Raw genomic sequence first — 19,626 nt, forward strand, 5'->3', positions numbered from 1 at the left:
AAGTCAGGGCATGCCGCCTACGCTTGTGTCGGTCGCAATCGGCGTGCTGCTCGGGGGTGCGCTGCTCGGGGCCGCCTTCGACCGGCGCTCGCTGGCCGTCGTCGGCGTCGCCGCCGCCCTCCCCGACGCCGATGTCTTCGTTAGTCTCCTCCTACCGGGGGCGACCAACGCCGCCCTCCACACGATCGTTATTCCCACTATAGCCGCAGCCCTCATCTACTACGACACGACCCGCCGCAACCGTTCGTGGCTCCGCGAGCGCTACGACTGGTACGGCGTCCGGGTCGCGTGGGTCGCCATCGCCGCCTACGCCGTCGCCGGAATCGGCGTCGACCTCTTTAGCACCGAAAGCGTCGCCCTCTTCTACCCGCTGTCGGACCGCTACTACGCCATCGTCGGCAAATTTGTGCTGTCGACACAGGAGGGGATCGTCCAGACCTACCTCACCGTCGGCGACGGCTGGCTCGGGCTGGCTTCGCCCGGAACCACAGGGACCCACCACGTCTCATCGTGGCTCAATCCGGGCGACGGGGAGCGTCGACTCCGGTTGATCGAATCGGGCTGGCAGGCCGTGGTGGTCCTGACTGCGGCGGCCGCCGTGCCGGCGAAGACGCTCATCGATCGAGGTGATCGCTGATGCCCACGTCGGTCGTCCACGCCGCCTTCGCCGTCGTTCTCGCGGTCGGCCTGCTCGGTGCGTACTACGACCGCCGGGCGCTGGCAGTCGTCCTCGCAGTCATCGTCGCCCCTGAACTCGATTCTGCCCTCGGTTTCGTCATGCCGGGTGCCCACCGCACCGTCCTCCACACGATGGTCCTCGCGGCGGTTCTCGCGGGATTCGTCTACTGGGACAGCCAACGGTCGGAGTCGTGGCTCCGCGGCCGCTGGGGCGAGTACGGCGTCCGGGTGGCGTGGGTCGCGCTGTTCGCTCACGTCTTCGCTCACATCGCCCTCGACTGGACCCATCTCGACGGGATCAATATCGTCTGGCCGCTCGTCGACCAGTTTGTCGCCCTCGACGGCGAACTCTACCTCTCCTCGGAGGGCCTCGTCCAGACGTTCATCGACATCTCGGTCGACCCCACCACCGGCCAGCAGGTGGTCGACGCCGGCCAGAGCGGCACAACCCAGAGCGTCCACGTCTCGACACCGGTCCAACCCTCCAAAGAGCCCGTGGGGCCGGTCGATCGCCGGTTCCCGATCGCCGTCGGCGGCTGGCAGCTGTACTTCCTCTGTATCGGGCTGTTCGTCCTGCTGGCCCGTCGCCGGCAGTCGGACGAGTAGGCGTCGACTACCACTCGCTTCCAGCCGGTAGGCGGTTCCTACTGTCGTCTGACCGACGCGAACGGTTTTTGCCGGTCGCTGTCGAAGTCAGCCCATGGGAATTGATGTCGTCGACCTCGATCATGCCGCGGTTCGGGTGTCCGATCTCGACGCCGCTCTCGAGTTTTACCACGAGCTACTGGGGATGGACATCCGGGACCGCGAGCGCTTCGAGCGGGGCGAGGTCCCCTACGTCGCCGTCGTCGCCGGCGGTCGGCACATCCATCTCGTACCGACCAACGAACCGATCGATGTCGCAAGCGATCACCTCTGTCTCCTACTCCGCTCGTCGGAGATGGAGACCGAAGCCGAAATCGAGGCGCTGATCGACGAGCTACAGGATGCGGGTGTCACTGTCGAGGACGGCGAGCCGTACAAACGATACGGGGCCTACGGCCGCGACTGGGCGGTTTATGTTCGCGACCCGGACGGTCGACGGGTCGAACTCAAACTCCACTAGCGGCCGAGATCGATATCGAACCGGGCGCCGCCCTCGGCGCTTTCGGCGGCATCGATCTCCCAGTCGTGGCCCTCGATGATCGACCGGACGATCGCCAGTCCGAGGCCGGTGCCGTCACCGCCGGTGTGGCCGTACTCGAAGACGACGTCCCGCTTGTCAGCCGGGATCCCCGGCCCGTCGTCGGCGACGTAGACCGTTCCCCCGTCGGCCTCGACACGCATGTCGACGTCCTCGCCCGCGTGGACGATCGCGTTTTTGAACAGGTTCTCGAAGGCTTCCTGGAGCCGCGAGGCGTCGGCCTCGACGGGATCGAGCGCCTCGAAGCCGGCCGTTTCGAGGCTCGCGTCGTGTGTTTCGACGTTCTCCCAGGCCTCCTCGACGATCGGTTCGAGTTCGACGGGCTCGGTCTCACCGACTGCCCGCCCCTCGCGGGCCAGCGTCAGCAGGTCGTCGAGCATCTCGGACATGCGATCGGCGGCGTCGACTGCGGGGTCGAGACGGCTCACGTCGCCGGTCTCGACGGCGAGATCGAGATAGCCGGAGATGACGTTCAGCGGGTTCTGGAGGTCGTGGCTGATCACCGAGGCGAACTGTTCGAGCTGCTCGTTCTGACGTTCGAGCGCCTGCCGCTGGCGACGGCGGCGCTCCATGTGGCCGACGAGTTCGCCAACCGCCTGTAACCGCTGGCGTGCGTCTTCGCCCCACTCCCGCGGCTGGTCGACGGTGATGACGATCGTTCCCGAGAGCTGCCACTCGATGACGACCGGCAGCGCCAGCAGCGTCCCCTCGTCGCGGTCGGTCGCCACCGAGGCCGCGGCCGATCCGACGGTTGCCACACCACCCTCGTCGCCGCCGGTCGCCGCGGGTCGCTCGCCGGCGTCCTCGAGCCGTGTGGCGTCGATACAGGCGGGTTCGAACTGTGAGAGTTGGTCGTCGAAGCCGGGGAACCGCTCGGTCGGGATCGACTCGCTGCCGAGATCGAAGGCGGCGCGGTGGATCTCGTCGTCCGGGAGGTCGCCGGTCCAGCCGTGGGTGAGTTCGAGCTTCGGCCGGTCGTCGTCGACCTCGTAGATCAGACACTGGGTGGCGTCGATTTCCTCGGCCAGCGACTTGAGGGCCCACTCGGTTTTCATGTCGACCTCGTCGGGTGCCGCTCCCATCAGCGATCGCGAGACGTCGAGGGTGATTCCGTTGAGATCCGCCGAGACTTCCTCGACCGACTCGAGACTGTTGCGCAGCCCGACGATCCCGTCGGTGATGTCGCCAGCCCGCCCGCCGCCGGAGTTGTTCTCGGCGGCCGCGTCCTTGGTCGTTCCTGGCGCGCGTTGTTTGTAGATCACGTCGTCGACGCCCGCCCGAAACGCCCGGCGCAGCCGGTCTACGTCTTCGGTGGCGGCAAACAGGACGAACGGGACCGACTCTACCTCCGTCGTCACCGAGCGGTAGAACTCGATCCCGCCGGTCTCCGGGAGGTCGTCGGCGGCCGCGACCGCGTCGATCGATTCGTCGAGGTGCTCGATGGCCTCGTCTGCGGTCGCTACCGCCGTCACCGTCCACTCGGGCTCGAACACCGACGACACCTGTCGCCGGTAGATCGGATCGGGGTCGGCGTAGAGAAGATGAGACCCCCCGTTCCGTGTCGTCATATCTTCACCCTCTCGTAACTGTTGTATCAACTTTCCCGTCCAGTTATCAGCGATGATTATATTGCGTGGTCGACACCCGGATGATCCATCGGATGGCGGGACCGCCGACGGTTTCGGGCCCCATCATACCCCGAGGCCCACCGGCAGACCCACTGTCGGCGGGTTCTCGACGACGCCCGGCGGGGCGAGGACGAGCATCCCCACGACGCCGGCGACCGCGAGCGCGACGAGCAGCAGCAGCCCGATGCTGAGCTTGTTCATCGTCTCCAGGCGGTCGACTGCGGATACGCGGCTGTGTGTCGGTTCATTGTTCGTCCGTTCGGCTACGACCGGCATAAATCCTTTCGAACAAACCAATTACTACTGTCGTCTATCAACTCAGGCGATATCTCGGCTGGTGTCGATCGAGACCCCAGTCGACAGTTTGAGTTTGATCGTCTCTTCGAGGGCGCGACCGCCGCGGAATTTGGGCACGGACAGTCGGTTGACGATCTCGGTGCCCTGCCGTTCGGTGTCGAGGTCGAAGATCACGTCGGCCATGTGCTCGCTGACGTCGCGCATCACGGGCACCGACCGACCGTCCATCGCGTGGAGCACGGCGACGGACTCGGTGTTGGTCATCTGGGTCTGGAGTTCGTTGAGGAAGCGGCGAAACCGGCTGGGCTCCTGTCGCTCTAGCGGATCGAGGGTGTCGACGATCAGCGTCGACTCCTCGGGGACGGTCCCCAGCAGCTTGTTGGCCCCGTCCAAGGGGGCCTCGACACCGATATCCCGGATCGTCGGATCGCCGACCTGTGTGTACCGGGTGGTCCGATCGAGTGCGTCCGAGACCGCCTGCTCCGAGCGGAGCGTCGTCAGGTAGAGCGCCGCCCGGACGGCGGTTAGCTCGTAGAGCAGTAGCTCCGACTGGCTCGCCGGATCGGCCGTAAACAGGACGATGCTGCCGGTCGGGATCCCCCCGTCGAGCTGCCGATCGAGCACGTCGACCCCCGTCGACAGGCGCCGGCTCATCGTCGACTCCTCGTCGTGGGCGAAAATAAGCCTACGCATCGAATTATCGTGATCAATAACGCGCTGCCGTGCGGGCCGCCGAGCCGACCGACGAGACGGGGCACCCGAAACGGCCGTCGGCCCACGCGGCGACCGACTGCCGGCCGGCGCCGACGACCAACACGGCGTCGACACCGACCCCAGCAGGGAGCCGGCGGCGGAACCGGTCGGCGGCATGCAGTGCGCTCACACAGGGAGTGACTGCCACGCGGAGCCGGTCGGCGGTAGTCGGGTCGGCGGTCGGCACGCCACAGCGGGTCAGCCGGTCGACGAACAGCAGGCTATGGCCGTCGCTCCCGAGGGTTTCGGACAGTCGCCCGGTCGACACGCCGGGGGCGGCGACGACGAGATCCATACCGCCGGTGGTGGTGGACTGGTATCTAAAACTACGGCTAGTCCTGACAGCAGCCGCCGGCCTCGCCGCCGAAGTCGACGGCGAGCTCTTCGGAGATGGCCATGTTGACCGATTCGAGCCGCTCCTGCAATGCTTCTTGGGCGTCGAGATACTCCTCCATTACCGGCAGGGCGTGGAGTTCGCGCTGGGCCCGCTTGACCTCGCGCATCGATTCGCGGTCGGCGCGGCCGGCCTCCCGATCGACCATGAACTCGTGGCGGAGCTGTTCGAACTCCTTGATCTTCTCTTGGGCTTCGGCGTTGTTTTCGACGGCCTCGTTGGCCTCGACGAACGCCTCGTGTTCGGGACTGTCGGCGATTTTCTCGCCCAGCTCGCGGCCCAGATCTTCGAGTGTTGCGGTCTCGACGCTCATGGCCACACATTGGGTGTCGACCGGTATAGATGTGCCGGAACCCCCGACCAGCCGCCGGATCCGGCTCCTAACCGGGGGGCTTACTACCGAGGGTCGACCAGGTGCTGTCGTGTCAGTCGTTACGTTGCTCGGCTTGACGATCGTTTCGACGGCAGTGGTCTGGAAGGGAAGCGAACTGCTCGACGGGGCCAGCCAGAAACTCGCGCTCTACTACGGCCTGCCGGCGGTCGTTCAGGGCGCGGTGATCGTCGCCATCGGGTCGAGTTTCCCCGAACTCGCCAGCGTCGTCCTCGGGGTGTTGCTTCACGACACGTTCGATCTCGGCGTCGGCACCATCGTCGGCTCGGCGATCTTCAACATCCTCGTGATCCCCGCGGTCAGCGCAATGGGCCGCAGCCCCCTCGAAGTCAACCGCGCGGTCGTCTACAAGGAGGCGCAGTTCTACATGCTCTCGATCGCCGTGTTGCTGCTTACCTTCTCGTTCGGCGTCATCTACAACACCACTGGCGCGATCGGTACGTCGGTCATCGGCCGGCCGCTCGCGCTCATCCCGCTGGGGATCTACGGGCTGTATCTGTTCATCCAGTATCAGGACATCACCGACTACGAGCCGCCGATCAGCGAGGCGTCGGTCGACGTCCGGCGGGAGTGGCTCCGGCTGGCGGTCGCGCTGGTGTTGATCGTCGCCGCCGTCGAGGGACTGATCCGGGCGGCGCTAGGATTCGGCGATCTGCTGGACTCCCCGGAGTTCATCTGGGGACTGATTGTCGTCGCCGCGGGCACCAGCCTCCCGGATGCGATCATGAGCGTCCGGGCGGCCAATCGCGGGGCCGGCGAGGTCAGCCTCTCGAACGTGTTGGGGAGCAACACCTTCGATCTGCTGGTCGCGCTGCCGATCGGCGTGCTCTTGGTCGGTTCGACGACCGTCGACTACGCGCTGGCGGTACCGATGATGGGCGCGCTGACGTTGGCGACGATCGTCCTCTTTACCATTATGCGAACCAAGCTCCGTATCACCAGCCGGGAGGCGCGGCTCCTGTTGGGGTGTTACGGGCTGTTCGTCGGCTGGGTCGCCGCCGAGACCATCGGCTACATCGACACGCTGCCGGGCGTCTAATCGTCGAGCCAGCCGAGCAGCCGGGCGACGACCACACGCTCGACGTCGACGATCGTCGGATCGTCGGTATCGGCTGTCTCGACCAGTTCTTCGGGTGTCACGTCGGTCGAGCCGGTCGTGAACCGCTCGAACAGCACCGCCAGCGGTGCCGACAGTTCCGTCCGGTTGGCCTCGATCCGGTCGACGACGGTCTCACGGTCGAACGGGAGCCGGATATCGAACCGCTCGCGGTGGACCTCGGCGACCAGCCCGGCCCCGAGCACCGGCCGGGAATCGGGCTCGCCGTTCTCCCACGTGACCAGACACAGCTGGACGACCGTCTGGAGATCGCCGTCGCTGTCGGCGATCCTGGCCAGCGCCTCGGCGTACAGCTCGGCCGGCGGCGGCGTCTCGCTGATCCGGTCGAGAAAGTCGGCGAACACCCGGCGTTCGATCGCGTCGACCGACCCCTCGGCGGCGGGACTCTCTGGATCGATATCGAGTTCCCGATCGGCTCCGCCACTGCGAACGAACGCCAGCAGGACCGCCGCCGGCTCCGAAAGCGCCTCCCGGTAGGCGTCGATCGTCTCGACGATCTCCTCAGGGCCGGTGTCGACGGCGGGCTCTTCCAGCAGGAGGTGGTAGGCGGCGAAGGCCACCCCGGCGCGGAGACAGTGGCTGTAGGCGGTCGTCTCCGGATCGAAGGCCGATCGGCACTCCCAGAGCCCATCGAGCAGTTCGAAGGCTCCGGGATCGTCGCCGTCGGCGATCAGCCCTAGTGCCTGCTCGTAAAGCGAAGCGACGGCCTCAGCGTCGCCGGTCAGACCGGCGTGCCGCGTCCGGAACCATCGGCGGTAGGAGTCCGCGTCGGCCATGCCGACGTCGTCGAGAACCGACAGGGCGTCCTCGCAGGTTTCGACTGCGTCGGCCGTCCGACCGTCGGCCTGCTGGCAGTCGACCACCCCCTGCAGGGCTTCGAGCCGGGCTTCGGTCTGACCGGTCGATGCAAACCCCTCGGCGGCCGCGACGTAGTGGTCGACCGCCTCGGCGTACGCGCCGCGGCCCTCCTCGAGGCTGCCGAGGCTGGCGAGTGCGGTCGCTTCCCCCGCCTCGTCACCGACGAGACGTTTGAGATCGAGACTCTCACGGAGATACGTTTCGGCGGTGTCGGCGTCCCCCCGCCGGTCGGCGATCGTTCCGAGGCTGGCGAGGCTGTTTGCCTCGGTCGACTGGTCGTCGATCCGTCGGGAGATCGCGAGGCTCTCGCGGTGGTACTCCTCGGCCGCATCGAGCGCTTCCCGCTGGAGGTCGACGTTGCCGAGGCCGGCGAGTGCGGTCGCTTCCGCCGACTCGTCGCCGCTCTCGCGGGCGCGATCGAGGCTCGCCTGATACTGCTCTTCGGCGTCGTCGGCCGACCCGTCCCGGAGTGCCACGTCGCCGAGACCGGCGAGTGCGGCCGCTGCCGCCCGGCTGTCGTCGGCCTCTCGGGCGATTTCGCGGGCGAGTTCCAGAGCGTCCCTCGCCGTCTCGACGGCTCCTCGCCGGCGGGCAGCCGCCCCCAACTCGACGAGTCCCATAGCTTCGTCGTCGATCGCCACGAGTTCCCGCTGTAGTTCGGCGAGAAACGCCTCGGCGACACGGGTCGACTCGTCGTCCGTCAGCGCCCCTTCGCCACCGCTTCCGTCGTCGACGAGTACCTCGGTCAGTAACGTAGCGGCCGCCTCCGGTTCCGACTCGGATGGCGGCTCACCGAGCCGCTCGGCGAGCTGCTCGTCCCCGAGAGCGGCGTTCAACTGATCGTACAGTACTGTTGGGTCGGTCGTCTTGGCGGCCCGTTCGGCGGCCTCCCGAGCAGCACGTTCGACGACTTCGGTGAGGTCGACTGCCGCAAGCACGCCGTCGGTCGCACGGCGGCTGTCGACAACGAGTCTCAGCGTTCGACGATCCGTATTCACTACCGGCCTGTCGGCAGGCCTGACCTTCAATCTTTAGCATACGATCGTGACTGACCCACCCGTGTTCAGCCCGCGTAGCCACCGGCTACCGGGTGGTAGTCGATGGCTACTGTCGATCGTCGAGCCGGTCGACGAAGTCGACCAGATCGGCGAGCTCTTCGCCGCCGACACCGTGGGGGGCCTCGTAGGCGGTGTACTCGACGGCCGCGCCGAGCGCGTCGAACCGTTCGGCGGCGGCTTCAGTGCGGGCTTCCGGGATGATCTGATCGGCGCTGCCGGCGGCGATGAAGACGGGCTTGTCGGCGATGCCCTCGGGTGCGAGTTCGCGGTGGGAGGCCGGCAGATAGCCGTGGAGGGCGGCGACCCATTGGTAGTCGACCGGCGACTCCAACAGTAGCGACAGGCTGGTGATCGCCCCTTGACTGAAGCCGAGCAGCCCGATCCGGTCGGGATCGAGGCCATACGTCTCGATGGCGGCGTCGATGCTCTCGTCGACGAGATCGAGACTCCGGCGGAAGTCGGTCCGATCGGGCTGGCTCTGGTGGAGGCCGCCGGCCGAGAGATCGAGTTCGTACCACGTGTAGCCGCCCTGTAGTCTGTCGGGAGCCCGAAGGCTGATGATGTGGTACGTCTCGGGGATCTCTCGGGCGATCGGTAGCAGGTCCTGTTCGTTTGCCCCGCGACCATGGAGGACGACGACCGCCGGCTCCGGCCCCTCAGTCGGCGTCTCGGGGTCGACGTGAACGTGTTCGAGTGGAAGTGCCGTCATGTCGACCGGTTGGCGGGCCGTGAATTTAAACGGTCAGTAACACCGGTGTCACCGGCCGTCGCGGGGCGGCCGGTAGGAACCGAGTAACTATATTCGATAACTGAGCCGACAGCTCAGAGGTTGTCGGCGAGTTTCGCGGCGATCCGCTGGGCACCCTGAGCCGCAGCAAGATCGGGCCGTTCGGCCGAGACGACGGTGATGTCCCGATCGAGTTCCGCCGAGAGCCGCTCCTCGAAGACCTCTTCGATTCCCGGAATACAGGCCATCCCGCCGGTCAGCGCGATCGGCTTGCCGAGGGCGATCTGGTAGGGTTTCATGTGGGTGTTGGCCAACTCCGAGAGGAAGTTGTTGGCGATCTCGTCGACTGCCTCGTCGACGTACTCGTCGAGGGGGTCCATCACGCCACGCTCGATAGTGAACTCGTGGGAGCCGCCGCCGGGCTGCTGGATGACATCGGTAAACGGCTCGAAGTTGTTGAAGTCGCCGTGTTCCTCCTTGTACTCGCGGGCGGTCGTGAGGTCGATGTTGACCCGCCCCTGTGTCTCCTCTTCGACCGCGTTGGCGATCCGGCGGTCGACCTCGCCGCCGGTGACCGCACCGGTCGAAAAGGGTTCGAGCTGTTCGGCGTGGCGGTAGGCACAGGCTTCGAGGTTGGTCGAACCCATGTTCACAGCCACGAACACCTCGTCGATGGCTTCGAGCCCGTCGCCCATCGCCGGGACGGCCCCACAGAGGGACTCGGGGAAACTCCGGACCTGCTGTTTGCCGATCGGGCTGTTTTCGATCACCTCGGTGAGGTTTTCGAGCCCCTCGTCGTTGTCGATCGTCGGGATCGCATAGACGACGACGCTGTCTTCGGGGATGTCCTGTGCGCGGACCAGTTCCCTGAAGAACTTGGCGGCCAGCTCCGCTCGGTCGTCGTCCTCCGGTAGGCCCGAGCGGAGCATGAACTCCACCGTATCGGGGAACTCCTGGGCGGCCTGCTCGCCGTAGAGAACCTTCTCCTCGCCGGTGATGGCGTCCTCGTAGGTCGCCAAACAGGTCAGCGTCCGAACCGTCTCCATCTCGCCGTTCTTCGGGTACTGGAGGACCGTCCGGGTGCTGCCGAGTTTGACGCCGACAGGGGTTATCTCGCTTGCTTCACTCGTGCCGTCGAACGCGTCGTCTTCGGTATCGTCTGCCATGGTTAGTGTGGGTCACAGCGACGCCAGCGTGGCGACATACAGCAGGCTGAGACGGTGATCACCCATCGTGAACGACCGGTCGTGGGCCGGCTCCGGGAACTCGTCGACCGAATCGCTGAGTTCGATGGCGACCGCCGGCGTGATCCACCGCAGCCGCCGGTAGTACTGGATCGCCCGCTCGGTTCGGTTGCGCCCCCCGACGTGAACGAGGAAGTCGAGCCATTCCGTTCGGAGCCCGGCTCCGAGCTCCGAGTCGGGAAGGGCCGTCAGGAACGGCCGGGTGAGCTGATCGAGTTGCTGGCGTTTCGACTGGAGCGCCAGCAGCTGTCGAAACTGCTCGTCGCGGATCGACTCGTCGGGTTTCGGTCCCGTCGCTCCTGATCGGTCCTCGACCGGCTCCGCGCCGGCCAACTCCCGGAGTTCGGCCGCGTCGTACTCCCGTGGGTTGACTGTCATCGTCTCTGAGCCTCCGTCGCCAGGTCGTCACCTGCGTCGTGCCCTGCGCAACTGTATCTCACGGACGAATATCAGCATTCTGGTGAGTGCGACGGATGGCAGACGACCACACGACCGGGCGTTTCGCCCGGATAGCGGTGTCGTAACGCCTAAGAGTGAAACGACCGTTTCGTTCCGTAATGAAACTATCCGTTCGCCCGTCCAGGAGGTGGTCCCATGGGTGTTGAAATCAAGGAGTCGGGAGTCACCGACGCGGAGTTCGCCGATATGGAGCAGTTCGTCTACGACTATCTCGCCGCGAGCGTCCAGAGCGAAGACGACGGCGGCCGCATGCGGTGGTATCCGTGGCACAGCGCCGACTACCGGTTCAACCACATCAAAAACGTCGTCGACCTCGCCCGCGAGATCGCCGTCGAAGAGGGGGCCGATCTCGACGTCGTCACTGTCGCCGCGCTGTTCCACGACGTCTCGAAACTCGAAGCCCCACAGGACATCCACGCCGAAGAGGGTGCGAGCGTCGCCCGCGAGTATCTCACCAGTCGGTGTGACTATCCCCAGTCGTTCGTCGACGAGGTCTGTGCGGCCGTCGAGGCCCACTCCCACCAGGGGTCGCTGGCTGATCTCCCACTGGAAACCCGGTGTCTGGTCGAGGCCGATATCCTCGACAAGGTCGGAGCCAACGGCACCGCGCTGATGCTGCTGCGGATGGGGTACGAGGCCCGCACCCACATGGACGCCGCCCGGATGGTCGACCGCGTTTTCCAGCGCGGCAAAGACCACGTCGACCGGCTGGAATCCGACACTGCCGAGTCCATCGCTCACCAGCGGCTCAAACGTGTCAAGTGGTTCCGCGAGTGGCTCGAAGGCGAAGTCGCCGATATGGACCGCGACCACGATATCTGAGGCAGTAGCCGTCGACTACCGCGCGGTAGTCACTGTTTAGGCCGGTCGGCACGTCCGTCCGAACAGCATGCAGTACCCCGAACTCCACGCCGCCTTCGTCGTCCTGCTGGTCGGTACACAGGCGTTTTTCACTGCGCTGGCGGTGCTCGACGTCCGGCACGCCGACCGACTGGTCGACCGCAAGCGGGCGTGGCTCGACGAAACACTGGGCGTCGACGATCCGGACGAAATCCGCGATTATCACCGGCTGACGACCGCGTTCTCCGAACTCCGATCGTGGGTCGGCCTCGGGACGCTGCTGGTCGTTCTCTATGCCGGTGGCCTCGCGTGGGCCGTCGACCTGCTGACGTCGACCGGTCTGTCGACCGTGCTACAGGGTATCGTCTTCTTTGCTGGCCTCGTCGTGGCCACACAGCTGTTTTCGCTACCGTTCAGCATCGTCTCGACGTTCGGTATCGAGGAAATATTCGACTTCAATCAACAGCCCTCGCGGCTCTTCGCCCGCGACACACTGCTCACGCTGGGTATCTCGCTGGTCTTTACGGTCGTTCTGGGTGGCGCGATCCTCGCGTTTGTAACTGCGCTGCCGACGCTGTGGCCGCTGGCCGCGTGGCTGTTGTTTATCGCCTTCTCGCTGGTGATGCAGATCCTCTACCCGCGGGTGATCGCACCCCTGTTCAACGACTTCGAGCCCGTGGAATCGGGGGCGCTTCGGGAGGCCGTCGAGGACGTCTTCGAACGCGCCGGATTCTCGACGAGCGACATCTACACGATGGACGCCAGCCGCCGGTCATCCCAACTCAACGCCTACTTCATCGGCTTCGGCCGGACCAAACGCGTGGTGTTGTTCGACACGCTCGTCGACTCGATGGAGATTCCCGAACTCCAAGGGGTGCTGGCCCACGAACTCGCCCACTGGAAGGAGGCCCACATCTGGAAACAGTTCGCGGGCAGCGCGCTGCGAATGGGAATCGTTTTCGCCGCCCTCGGCGCACTCGTTGCCTTCGAGCCCCTGTATGTGGCCTTCGGGATTCCGGAGACGTCGACCTACGCGGGGCTCGTCCTTGCGGTCCTGATCGTCGGCCCCGTACTCCAGTTCACCGCGCCGCTGGCCAACCGTCTGTCGCTGAAACACGAACGCGAGGCCGACGCCTTCGCCGCCGACGTGATGGGGCCGGAGCCGATGGTCGACGCGCTAGCCCGATTGGCGAACGAGAACCTCGCCAATCCCTTCCCGCATCCGTGGTATGCGACGTTCCACTACAGCCATCCGCCGATTCCCGAGCGGATTCGGCTGCTGCAAGAACGACCGGATGCCGACGACGGGTCGACTGAGGCCGACGGAACCGCGGGAGTAGCCGCCGACTAACATGGCCGGTCCGGGCTCCTACCTCCTCGTTATCGACTGTGAACAGCCGACCGAGATTGAGGTCGGCGCACTTGGCAGTCGCGCGTTCGAGGCGGGCTACTACGCGTACGTCGGCAGCGCGTTCGGTCCCGGTGGATTGTCGCGCGTTGACCGCCACCGACAGGTCGACGCCGGGGACCACGACGTGCGCCACTGGCACGTCGACTACCTGCTCGGCGCGGCCGAAACCGAGTTGGCGACCGTCGAGACGTTTCCCGACCGCGACCTCGAATGCGAACTGTCGACCGCACTCGGGGCTGCTGGCTGTGAGCGCGTTGCGGCGTTCGGGGCTTCGGACTGCGACTGTCCGAGCCACCTGTGGGGACCGACCGATCGGTCGAGGCTGCGCGACGTGGCCGACTCGTTCAGAGCGTAGGCATTGACTACTGAACACTCATCGGCGGACGTCCTGTCGTCTATCTGTAGTAGGTGCCAACTACGGCTGTACACGAAGGCCCTGACTGTGAAATAGATCGATCACGACTAGCCGACCGATGAGCGACCAGCCGGCCACAGCAACCGACGAGTACCGCGGGGAGTCGACACCCGCCCGACTCACCGAGATCGCACGGTACTTCCTGTATATCGGCATCGTCGGCTTCGGTGGGCCGCTGGTCCACATCGCAATGATGGAGGACGATCTGGTCGGCGAGGAGGGATGGACGGACCAAGGGACGTTCATGGAGGGGTTAGCGATCTGTAACACCCTGCCGGGGCCGGCGTCGACGCAACTGGGAATCTTCATGGGTTGGGTTCGCGGCGGCAATCTCGGGGCTGTGGTCGCTGGCGGCGCGTTCATGCTCCCCACCTTCCTCCTCGTTGTCTTCTTCTCGTGGCTCTACTTCGCCTATCAGGCAGTGCCGTCGGTCGAGGCCTTCTTTTATGGGATCAACCCGGTCGTCATCGGGCTGATCGTCGGTGCAGCGTGGTCGATGGGACAGTCGGCACTGGCCGAGGGACGCGACGATGCCGAACTCCGGATCGGCTCAGAGACGTGGACAATCGACTACCTATTGGCAGTGCTGCTGGTCGCGACCATCGTTGTCACAGTACTGCTCAATCCCAACCCCGTCGTCTCCTTCGTCGCGGCGGGACTGATCGCGGTCGGGGTCTACCGCCGCGGCTGGCTCCGAGCCAATACCCGCCGACTGGGTGGGTGGGGCGTTGTCGCCGCCGTCATCGCTCTCACATATCTGTTCCGCGACCGGCTGGTCGACGCTGTCGGCCCACGGCTTCGCTCGTTGCTCGACTCCTCGCCGGTGTGGGGCCTGGTGGCCGCGCTGTGGGCAAACGAGTGGATCAAACTGTTTGCGTTCATGCTCTACACTGGCTCGTTCATCTACGGCGGCGGCCTCGTCTTGATTCCGTTCATTGAGAAGTACGTCGTCACCGAGTTCGCGTGGCTCACCGGCCGGGAGTTCGTCGACGGCGTCGCGATCGGCCAGCTGTCTCCCGGCCCGGTCGTGATGACGACTGCGTTCGTCGGCTACAAACTCCTGCTCGACGTGTCGGGTGGCGTGCTCTGGATCGCCGTCCTCGGCGCGCTCGTGGCGACGATCGGTGCGTTCGGCCCCTCGTTCGTTTTTATTCTGGGGCTGTTTCCGTACTTCGCACGGGTTCGGGAGAATCCGGTCGTCCAGACCGCGCTCATGGGTGTTAACGCCGCGGTTGTCGGCGCGATTTTGGGTGCGACAGTGACGCTGGCGCGTGACTCTTTCGTCGACCCACTGACGGTCGCACTTGCAGCGGCCACGTTCGTCCTCTTTACGCGAGATGTCGAGGCGGTCTACCTCATCTTCGGTGGTGGTGCAGTCGGCATCGCGGCGTTCTTCCTGTTTTGAATACCGACTGGGCGCCGTCGACCTGTGCTTATATAAGAGAAGTTGCCGACTACTCTCCTTCGACTGCTAGTGAGTGGCGTTTAGTCGTCGCTTGAGACCGCTTCGGCGTCGAGGCGGGCGTCGACGGCCGCCGAGGCGGTCTCGGGCAGTTCCTCGCGGACGTCGTCTGCGCCCTCGTTTTCGATCACGTTGGCGTAGGCGTCGGGGAACACGCGGACGAAGTTCTGGAGTTCCGCACCCCACTCGTCGAGCAACTCGGCGGCGCGCTCGCTGCCAGTGTACTCGGCGTGGTTCTCGACCATTCGGGTCAACATCCGCTCGTCTTTCTCGGTGAGGTCCTCGGAGAACGTCACCATCCCCTTGTTGACCTTGGATTCGAACTCGCCGTCGGCGTCGTAGACGTAGGCCACGCCGCCGGACATCCCCGCGGCGAAGTTCCGGCCCGTCTCGCCCAGCACGGCGACGACGCCGCCGGTCATGTACTCACAGCCGTGGTCGCCGACACCTTCGACGACCGCCTTGACGCCGGAGTTCCGGACGCCGAACCGCTCGCCGGCGAGGCCGTTGATGTAGGCCTCACCCTGCGTCGCGCCGTAGAGGGCGACGTTGCCGATCAGGATGTTCTCGTCGGCTTTATATGCGGCTGTCTCGGGGGTCTGGACGATCAGCTTCCCGCCGGAGAGCCCCTTTCCGACGTAGTCGTTGGCCGCACCGGTGAGATCCATCGTCACACCGGAGGCGAGGAACGCCGCGAAGCTCTGGCCGGCGATCCCCTCGAAGTCGACCGAGATCGTGTCGTCGGCCAGTCCTTCACCGCCGTAGGCCTTCGAGATCTCGTTCGACAGTGTCGCGCCGACCGCACGGTCGACGTTGCTGATCTCGTGGTCGAGTTGGACGCGGCGACCCTCTTCGAGGGCCGCTTCGGCCTCGTCGATCAGTTCCCAGTCGAGTTGGGCGTCTACTTCGTGGTCCTGCTCGCGGGTCTTCACTCGCTGGTCGCCCGCCGTCGGAGCGATCACCGTCGAGAGGTCGAGGTGTTTGGCCTTTTCGTGGTCGGTCTCTCGCTGGTCGAGGAGTTCCGGTCGACCGATCATCTCGTCGAGCGAGGTGAAGCCGAGGTCGGCCATGATCTCCCGGAGTTCCTCGGCCATGAACGTCATGTAGTTGATGACGTGGTCCGGCTGGCCGGGGAACCGCTCGCGGAGGTCCTCGTCTTGGGTAGCGACGCCGACCGGGCAGGTGTTGGCGTGACACTGACGGGCCATCACACAACCCGCAGTGACGAGGGCCGCGGTCCCGAAGACGTACTCCTCGGCCCCGAGCAGCGCGGCGACAGCGATATCGCGACCGGTCTTCATCCCGCCGTCGGCGGTGACCTTGATCCGGTCGCGGAGGTCGGTGCCACACAGCATCTGGTTGGCCTCGGCGAGGCCGAGCTCCCACGGGAGTCCCGCGTTCTTGATCGAGGTTTTCGGCGACGCGCCGGTCCCGCCGGAGTCGCCGGAGATGTGAACCACGTCGGCGTTGGCCTTGGCGACACCGGCAGCGATGGTGCCGATGCCGGCCTCCGAGACCAGTTTCACGTTGATGTCGGCCTCGGGATTGGCCGCCTTCAGGTCGTGGATCAGCTGCTTGAGGTCCTCGATGGAGTAGATGTCGTGGAGCGGTGGCGGCGAGATAAGCCCGACACCCGGCGTCGCATACCGGACGTGAGCGATCATCTCGTTGACCTTCTTGCCGGGCAGGTGGCCGCCCTCGCCGGGCTTCGATCCCTGGGCCATCTTGATCTGGATCTCCTCGGCCGAGGTGAGGTATTCGGAGGTGACGCCGAACCGGCCGGAGGCGACCTGCTTGACGTTGCACTCCTTTTCAGTGCCGAACCGTTCCGGCGGCTCGCCACCCTCGCCGGTGTTGGATTTCCCGCCGAGGCGGTTCATGGCGATCGAGTTGGTCTCGTGGGCCTCCGGCGAGATGCTCCCGAGGCTCATCGCGGCCGTCGAGAACCGGTCGACAATCTCGTGGACCGGCTCGACCTCGCCGAGTGGGACCGACTCGCGGTCCGAATCGAACTCCAGCAAGCCGCGAAGCGTCTGGAGGTTCTCGTTTTGGTCGTTGATCAGTTCGGCGAACTCCAGATAGCGCTCGTAGTCGCCGCTGCGGACCGCCTGCTGGAGCGTGCCGACCGTCTTGGGGTTCCACTGGTGGTAGATGCCGGACGAGCGGTGTTCGTACTCTCCCTGCGTCTCCAGTTCCGGATCGGAACCGAAGCCGACCGCATGTCGGGTCCGCACATCGTCTTCGATCACGTCGAGGCCGATCCCCTCGGTCCGGATCTCGGTGCCCTCGAAGTACTCGGCGATCAGGTCCGAATGCAGGCCGACGGCCTCGAAGATCTGCGCACCTTGGTAGGATTCGACCGTCGAGATCCCCATCTTGGCCATGATCTTCAGCAGGCCGTGTTCGAGCGCGTGGATGTAGCCGTCGATGGCTTCCTCTTCGTCGACGCCATCCGGTCCGGCACAGAGGTCCGAGATCGTCTGGTAGGCGAGGTAGGGGTTGACCGCGCCCGCGCCGTAGCCGACCAGCGTCGCGAGGTGGTGGACCTCACGTGGGTCGCCGGACTCGACGACGAGGCCGACGTCGGTCCGGAGGCCGTGCCGGACCAGATCGTGATGGACGCCGCCCGTCGCCAGCAGGCTCGGGATCGGAATCTGATCCTCCCCCGTATCGCGGTCCGAGAGGACGATGATATCCGCGCCCGCCTCGATCGCCTCGCGGGCCTCGGTGCGGAGCCGTTCGATAGCGGCTTCGAGATCCGTCTCCGGATCGTAGGTCATATCGAGCGTCGTCGACTCGAAGCCGTCCGCGCCACGGTCGAGGCCCTTGATCGAGGCTGTCTCCTCGTCGCTGAGGACGGGCGAGTCCAGCACGAGCTGGTGGGCGTGCTCGGGGGATTCGTCCATCAGGTTCCGCTGTTCGCCGAGCCGTGACTGGAGGCTCGTGACGAGTTCCTCGCGGATGTAGTCGATCGGCGGGTTCGACACCTGGGCGAACAGCTGTTTGAAATATGTGAACAGCGGGCGGTTGAACTCGCCGAGTACCGACAGTGGGGTGTCGTCGCCCATCGACCCAACCGGGTCCTTACCCTGGTTGGCCATCGGCTCCAGCAGGTGGTTGAGTTGGTCGGTGGTGTAGCCGAAGGTCGCCTGGTGGGCCCGTAGATGGTCGACGTCGTCTTTCGGTTCGAGGCTGTCGCCGGCGATCTCCTCGAGGTGCCGCTGGTGGTCGTCGACCCACTCGCCGTACGTGTCGTCGAGCAGGCCGTCGAAGACCTCCTCGTCGGGGATAACGCGTCCCTCCTCGGGATCGGCGACGAAGATCTCGCCGGGCTGGAGTCGGCCGCGTTCCTGGATCTCGCTGGGATCGGTTTCGAGCGCGCCGACCTCGCTGGCCATGATCAGTTGGTTGTCGCTCGTGATGTCGTACCGGCAGGGCCGGAGGCCGTTGCGGTCGAGGACCGCGGCGATCTTGTCGCCGTCGGTGCCAGTGACCAGCGCGGGGCCGTCCCACGGTTCGATCAGGCTGGCGTGGTAGTCGTACCACTCCTGTCGGTCGGGGTCCATCGTGTCGTCGTTCTCGTGGGCCTCCGGAATCAGCATCCGGAGGACGTGCGGGAGGTCCCGGCCCGAGTGCAGCAGGAGTTCGACCGCGTTATCGACGCTCGCCGTGTCGGACTGGCCGGCTTTGGTGATCGGTTTGAGCGCCTCGATATCCTCGCCGAAGTTCTCGTCTTCGAGCGCCGACTCGCGGGCGCGCATCCAGTTAATGTTGCCGCGGATCGTGTTGATTTCGCCGTTGTGGATGATCTTCCGGTAGGGGTGAGCGAGATGCCACGCGCCGAGCGTGTTGGTCGAGAACCGGGCGTGGACCAACACGAGCGTGCTTTTGACACGGTCGTCGGTCAGATCCGGATAGTAGCCTGCGAGCTGTTCGCCCTTGAGGAGTCCTTTATAAACGACCGTCTTGCGGTCGAGCGAACAGACGTAGAAGCGCCCGGAGTCGTCGATCTCGTCAATGTCGGCTTCGACGGCCTTCCGAGAGAGGTAGAGCGCGCGGTCGAAGGCGTCGTCTGTCATCTCGGCGGTCGGTGCGACGAAGGCCTGCTGGACGTTCGGCTCGGAGTCGACGGCGGTCTTACCCAGCTCGCTGTTGTCGGTCGGGACGTCCCGCCACTCGAAGACTTCGAGGTCGTAGTCGGCCAGCGTCTCCTCGACGAAGTCGGCGATCTCGGCGCGCAGGGAGTCGTCCTGCGGCATGAAAATCGAGCCGACGGCGTAGGTTTCGGGAAGATCACCGACAACATCGTCGAAAAAGTCGTCGGGGCGCTGGACCGTGATTCCGGCGCCGTCGCCGGTGTCTTTCTCTGCGCCCGTGGTGCCGCGGTGTTCGAGATTGCAGAGCAGTTCGATCCCATCCTCAACGACGCTATGCGAGGCACCGCCATCGAGGTCGACGACGGCCCCAACGCCGCAGTTCGATCGGTCGTCAGTCGGGTCCGCGAGCCCGACGGTTCCCTCATGCGCGGCATCCCCGTGCGCATGGGTATCACTGTGTGGCTTGGTCATGAGAGAACAGAGCAAGGGGTGAAATAAATGCCTACTGTGGAAGGAATAAGGGTTCCTTTGACACATATAAGGTCAGACAAGGTAATTGATCTTCATTGTAGTGCATAAAATATAATGACTTCTCCGGGCGAACCTACATGAAA

The 19,626-nt window shown here is 65.4% G+C and carries 18 protein-coding genes; 8 read left to right on the top strand and 10 right to left on the bottom strand.

What is annotated here, in order from left to right:
* Window positions 1–10 precede the first annotated feature (10 nt).
* The 3 genes from NKJ34_RS03260 to NKJ34_RS03270 all read left to right on the top strand — a co-directional run bounded on the left by NKJ34_RS03260 (window position 11) and on the right by NKJ34_RS03270 (window position 1,783).
* The gene (locus NKJ34_RS03260; protein WP_253736821.1) at window positions 11–637 is read left to right on the top strand and encodes a metal-dependent hydrolase; all 627 of its coding nucleotides are present in this window, start codon (window positions 11–13) and stop codon (window positions 635–637) included.
* The gene (locus NKJ34_RS03265; RefSeq protein WP_253736822.1) at window positions 637–1,284 is read left to right on the top strand and encodes a metal-dependent hydrolase; all 648 of its coding nucleotides are present in this window, start codon (window positions 637–639) and stop codon (window positions 1,282–1,284) included. The genes NKJ34_RS03260 and NKJ34_RS03265 overlap by 1 nt, the downstream gene beginning before the upstream one ends.
* 94 nt (window positions 1,285–1,378) lie before the next feature.
* Complete coding sequence (locus NKJ34_RS03270; RefSeq protein ID WP_253736823.1) at window positions 1,379–1,783, top strand: VOC family protein; 405 nt, start codon at window positions 1,379–1,381, stop codon at window positions 1,781–1,783.
* Here the strand turns inward: NKJ34_RS03270 and NKJ34_RS03275 are convergent.
* The 5 genes from NKJ34_RS03275 to NKJ34_RS03295 form a co-directional block, all read right to left on the bottom strand.
* Entirely contained in the window at window positions 1,780–3,429 is a 1,650-nt protein-coding gene (locus tag NKJ34_RS03275; RefSeq protein WP_253736824.1) for an ATP-binding response regulator, read from the bottom strand. The genes NKJ34_RS03270 and NKJ34_RS03275 overlap by 4 nt on opposite strands.
* A 123-nt stretch (window positions 3,430–3,552) precedes the next feature.
* Window positions 3,553–3,690, bottom strand: a complete 138-nt coding sequence (locus NKJ34_RS03280) for a hypothetical protein (RefSeq protein WP_253736825.1) — start codon at window positions 3,688–3,690, stop codon at window positions 3,553–3,555.
* 117 nt (window positions 3,691–3,807) lie between these two features.
* Complete coding sequence (locus NKJ34_RS03285) at window positions 3,808–4,440, bottom strand: RAD55 family ATPase (RefSeq protein ID WP_253736826.1); 633 nt, start codon at window positions 4,438–4,440, stop codon at window positions 3,808–3,810.
* A gap of 52 nt (window positions 4,441–4,492) precedes the next feature.
* Window positions 4,493–4,834 (bottom strand): hypothetical protein, encoded by a 342-nt coding sequence (locus tag NKJ34_RS03290; RefSeq protein WP_253736827.1) that lies wholly within the window; start codon window positions 4,832–4,834, stop codon window positions 4,493–4,495.
* A 37-nt stretch (window positions 4,835–4,871) separates the two neighbouring features.
* Entirely contained in the window at window positions 4,872–5,246 is a 375-nt protein-coding gene (locus tag NKJ34_RS03295) for a YlbF/YmcA family competence regulator (protein ID WP_253736828.1), read from the bottom strand.
* Between the two features lie 109 nt (window positions 5,247–5,355).
* On the opposite strand from NKJ34_RS03295, the gene NKJ34_RS03300 reads away from it, so the two are divergent.
* On the top strand, window positions 5,356–6,363 hold the full coding sequence (locus NKJ34_RS03300; RefSeq protein WP_253736829.1) for a sodium:calcium antiporter: 1,008 nt from the start codon (window positions 5,356–5,358) through the stop codon (window positions 6,361–6,363).
* Here NKJ34_RS03300 and NKJ34_RS03305 read toward each other — a convergent pair.
* The 4 genes from NKJ34_RS03305 to NKJ34_RS03320 all read right to left on the bottom strand — a co-directional run bounded on the left by NKJ34_RS03305 (window position 6,360) and on the right by NKJ34_RS03320 (window position 10,706).
* Window positions 6,360–8,297 carry a tetratricopeptide repeat protein gene (locus NKJ34_RS03305; RefSeq protein WP_253736830.1) on the bottom strand — a complete coding sequence of 646 codons (1,938 nt, stop codon included), beginning with the start codon at window positions 8,295–8,297 and terminating at the stop codon, window positions 6,360–6,362. The two genes, NKJ34_RS03300 and NKJ34_RS03305, sit on opposite strands and share 4 nt — an antisense overlap.
* Window positions 8,298–8,403: 106 nt before the next feature.
* A complete protein-coding gene (locus tag NKJ34_RS03310; RefSeq protein WP_253736831.1) occupies window positions 8,404–9,066 on the bottom strand; it encodes an alpha/beta hydrolase in 663 nt (220 codons plus the stop codon).
* 113 nt (window positions 9,067–9,179) lie between these two features.
* Window positions 9,180–10,250 carry an actin-like salactin gene (locus NKJ34_RS03315; RefSeq protein WP_253736832.1) on the bottom strand — a complete coding sequence of 357 codons (1,071 nt, stop codon included), beginning with the start codon at window positions 10,248–10,250 and terminating at the stop codon, window positions 9,180–9,182.
* Between the two features lie 12 nt (window positions 10,251–10,262).
* Window positions 10,263–10,706 carry a FlaD/FlaE family flagellar protein gene (locus NKJ34_RS03320; protein WP_253736833.1) on the bottom strand — a complete coding sequence of 148 codons (444 nt, stop codon included), beginning with the start codon at window positions 10,704–10,706 and terminating at the stop codon, window positions 10,263–10,265.
* Between the two features lie 216 nt (window positions 10,707–10,922).
* On the opposite strand from NKJ34_RS03320, the gene NKJ34_RS03325 reads away from it, so the two are divergent.
* The 4 genes from NKJ34_RS03325 to chrA all read left to right on the top strand — a co-directional run bounded on the left by NKJ34_RS03325 (window position 10,923) and on the right by chrA (window position 14,858).
* Entirely contained in the window at window positions 10,923–11,609 is a 687-nt protein-coding gene (locus NKJ34_RS03325) for an HD domain-containing protein (RefSeq protein WP_253736834.1), read from the top strand.
* Window positions 11,610–11,676: 67 nt separating this feature from the next.
* On the top strand, window positions 11,677–12,978 hold the full coding sequence (locus NKJ34_RS03330) for a M48 family metallopeptidase (RefSeq protein WP_253736835.1): 1,302 nt from the start codon (window positions 11,677–11,679) through the stop codon (window positions 12,976–12,978).
* 1 nt (window position 12,979) lies between these two features.
* Window positions 12,980–13,393 (top strand): GIY-YIG nuclease family protein, encoded by a 414-nt coding sequence (locus NKJ34_RS03335; protein WP_253736836.1) that lies wholly within the window; start codon window positions 12,980–12,982, stop codon window positions 13,391–13,393.
* Between the two features lie 118 nt (window positions 13,394–13,511).
* Complete coding sequence (gene chrA / locus NKJ34_RS03340; RefSeq protein ID WP_253736837.1) at window positions 13,512–14,858, top strand: chromate efflux transporter; 1,347 nt, start codon at window positions 13,512–13,514, stop codon at window positions 14,856–14,858.
* A gap of 80 nt (window positions 14,859–14,938) precedes the next feature.
* Here the strand turns inward: chrA and gltB are convergent, their stop codons facing one another.
* Window positions 14,939–19,483: a glutamate synthase large subunit gene (gene gltB, locus NKJ34_RS03345; protein WP_253736838.1), complete on the bottom strand. Its 4,545-nt coding sequence runs from the start codon at window positions 19,481–19,483 to the stop codon at window positions 14,939–14,941.
* Window positions 19,484–19,626 lie beyond the last annotated feature (143 nt).

Source organism: Halohasta salina, assembly GCF_024178165.1.
Taxonomy (GTDB): domain Archaea; phylum Halobacteriota; class Halobacteria; order Halobacteriales; family Haloferacaceae; genus Halohasta; species Halohasta salina.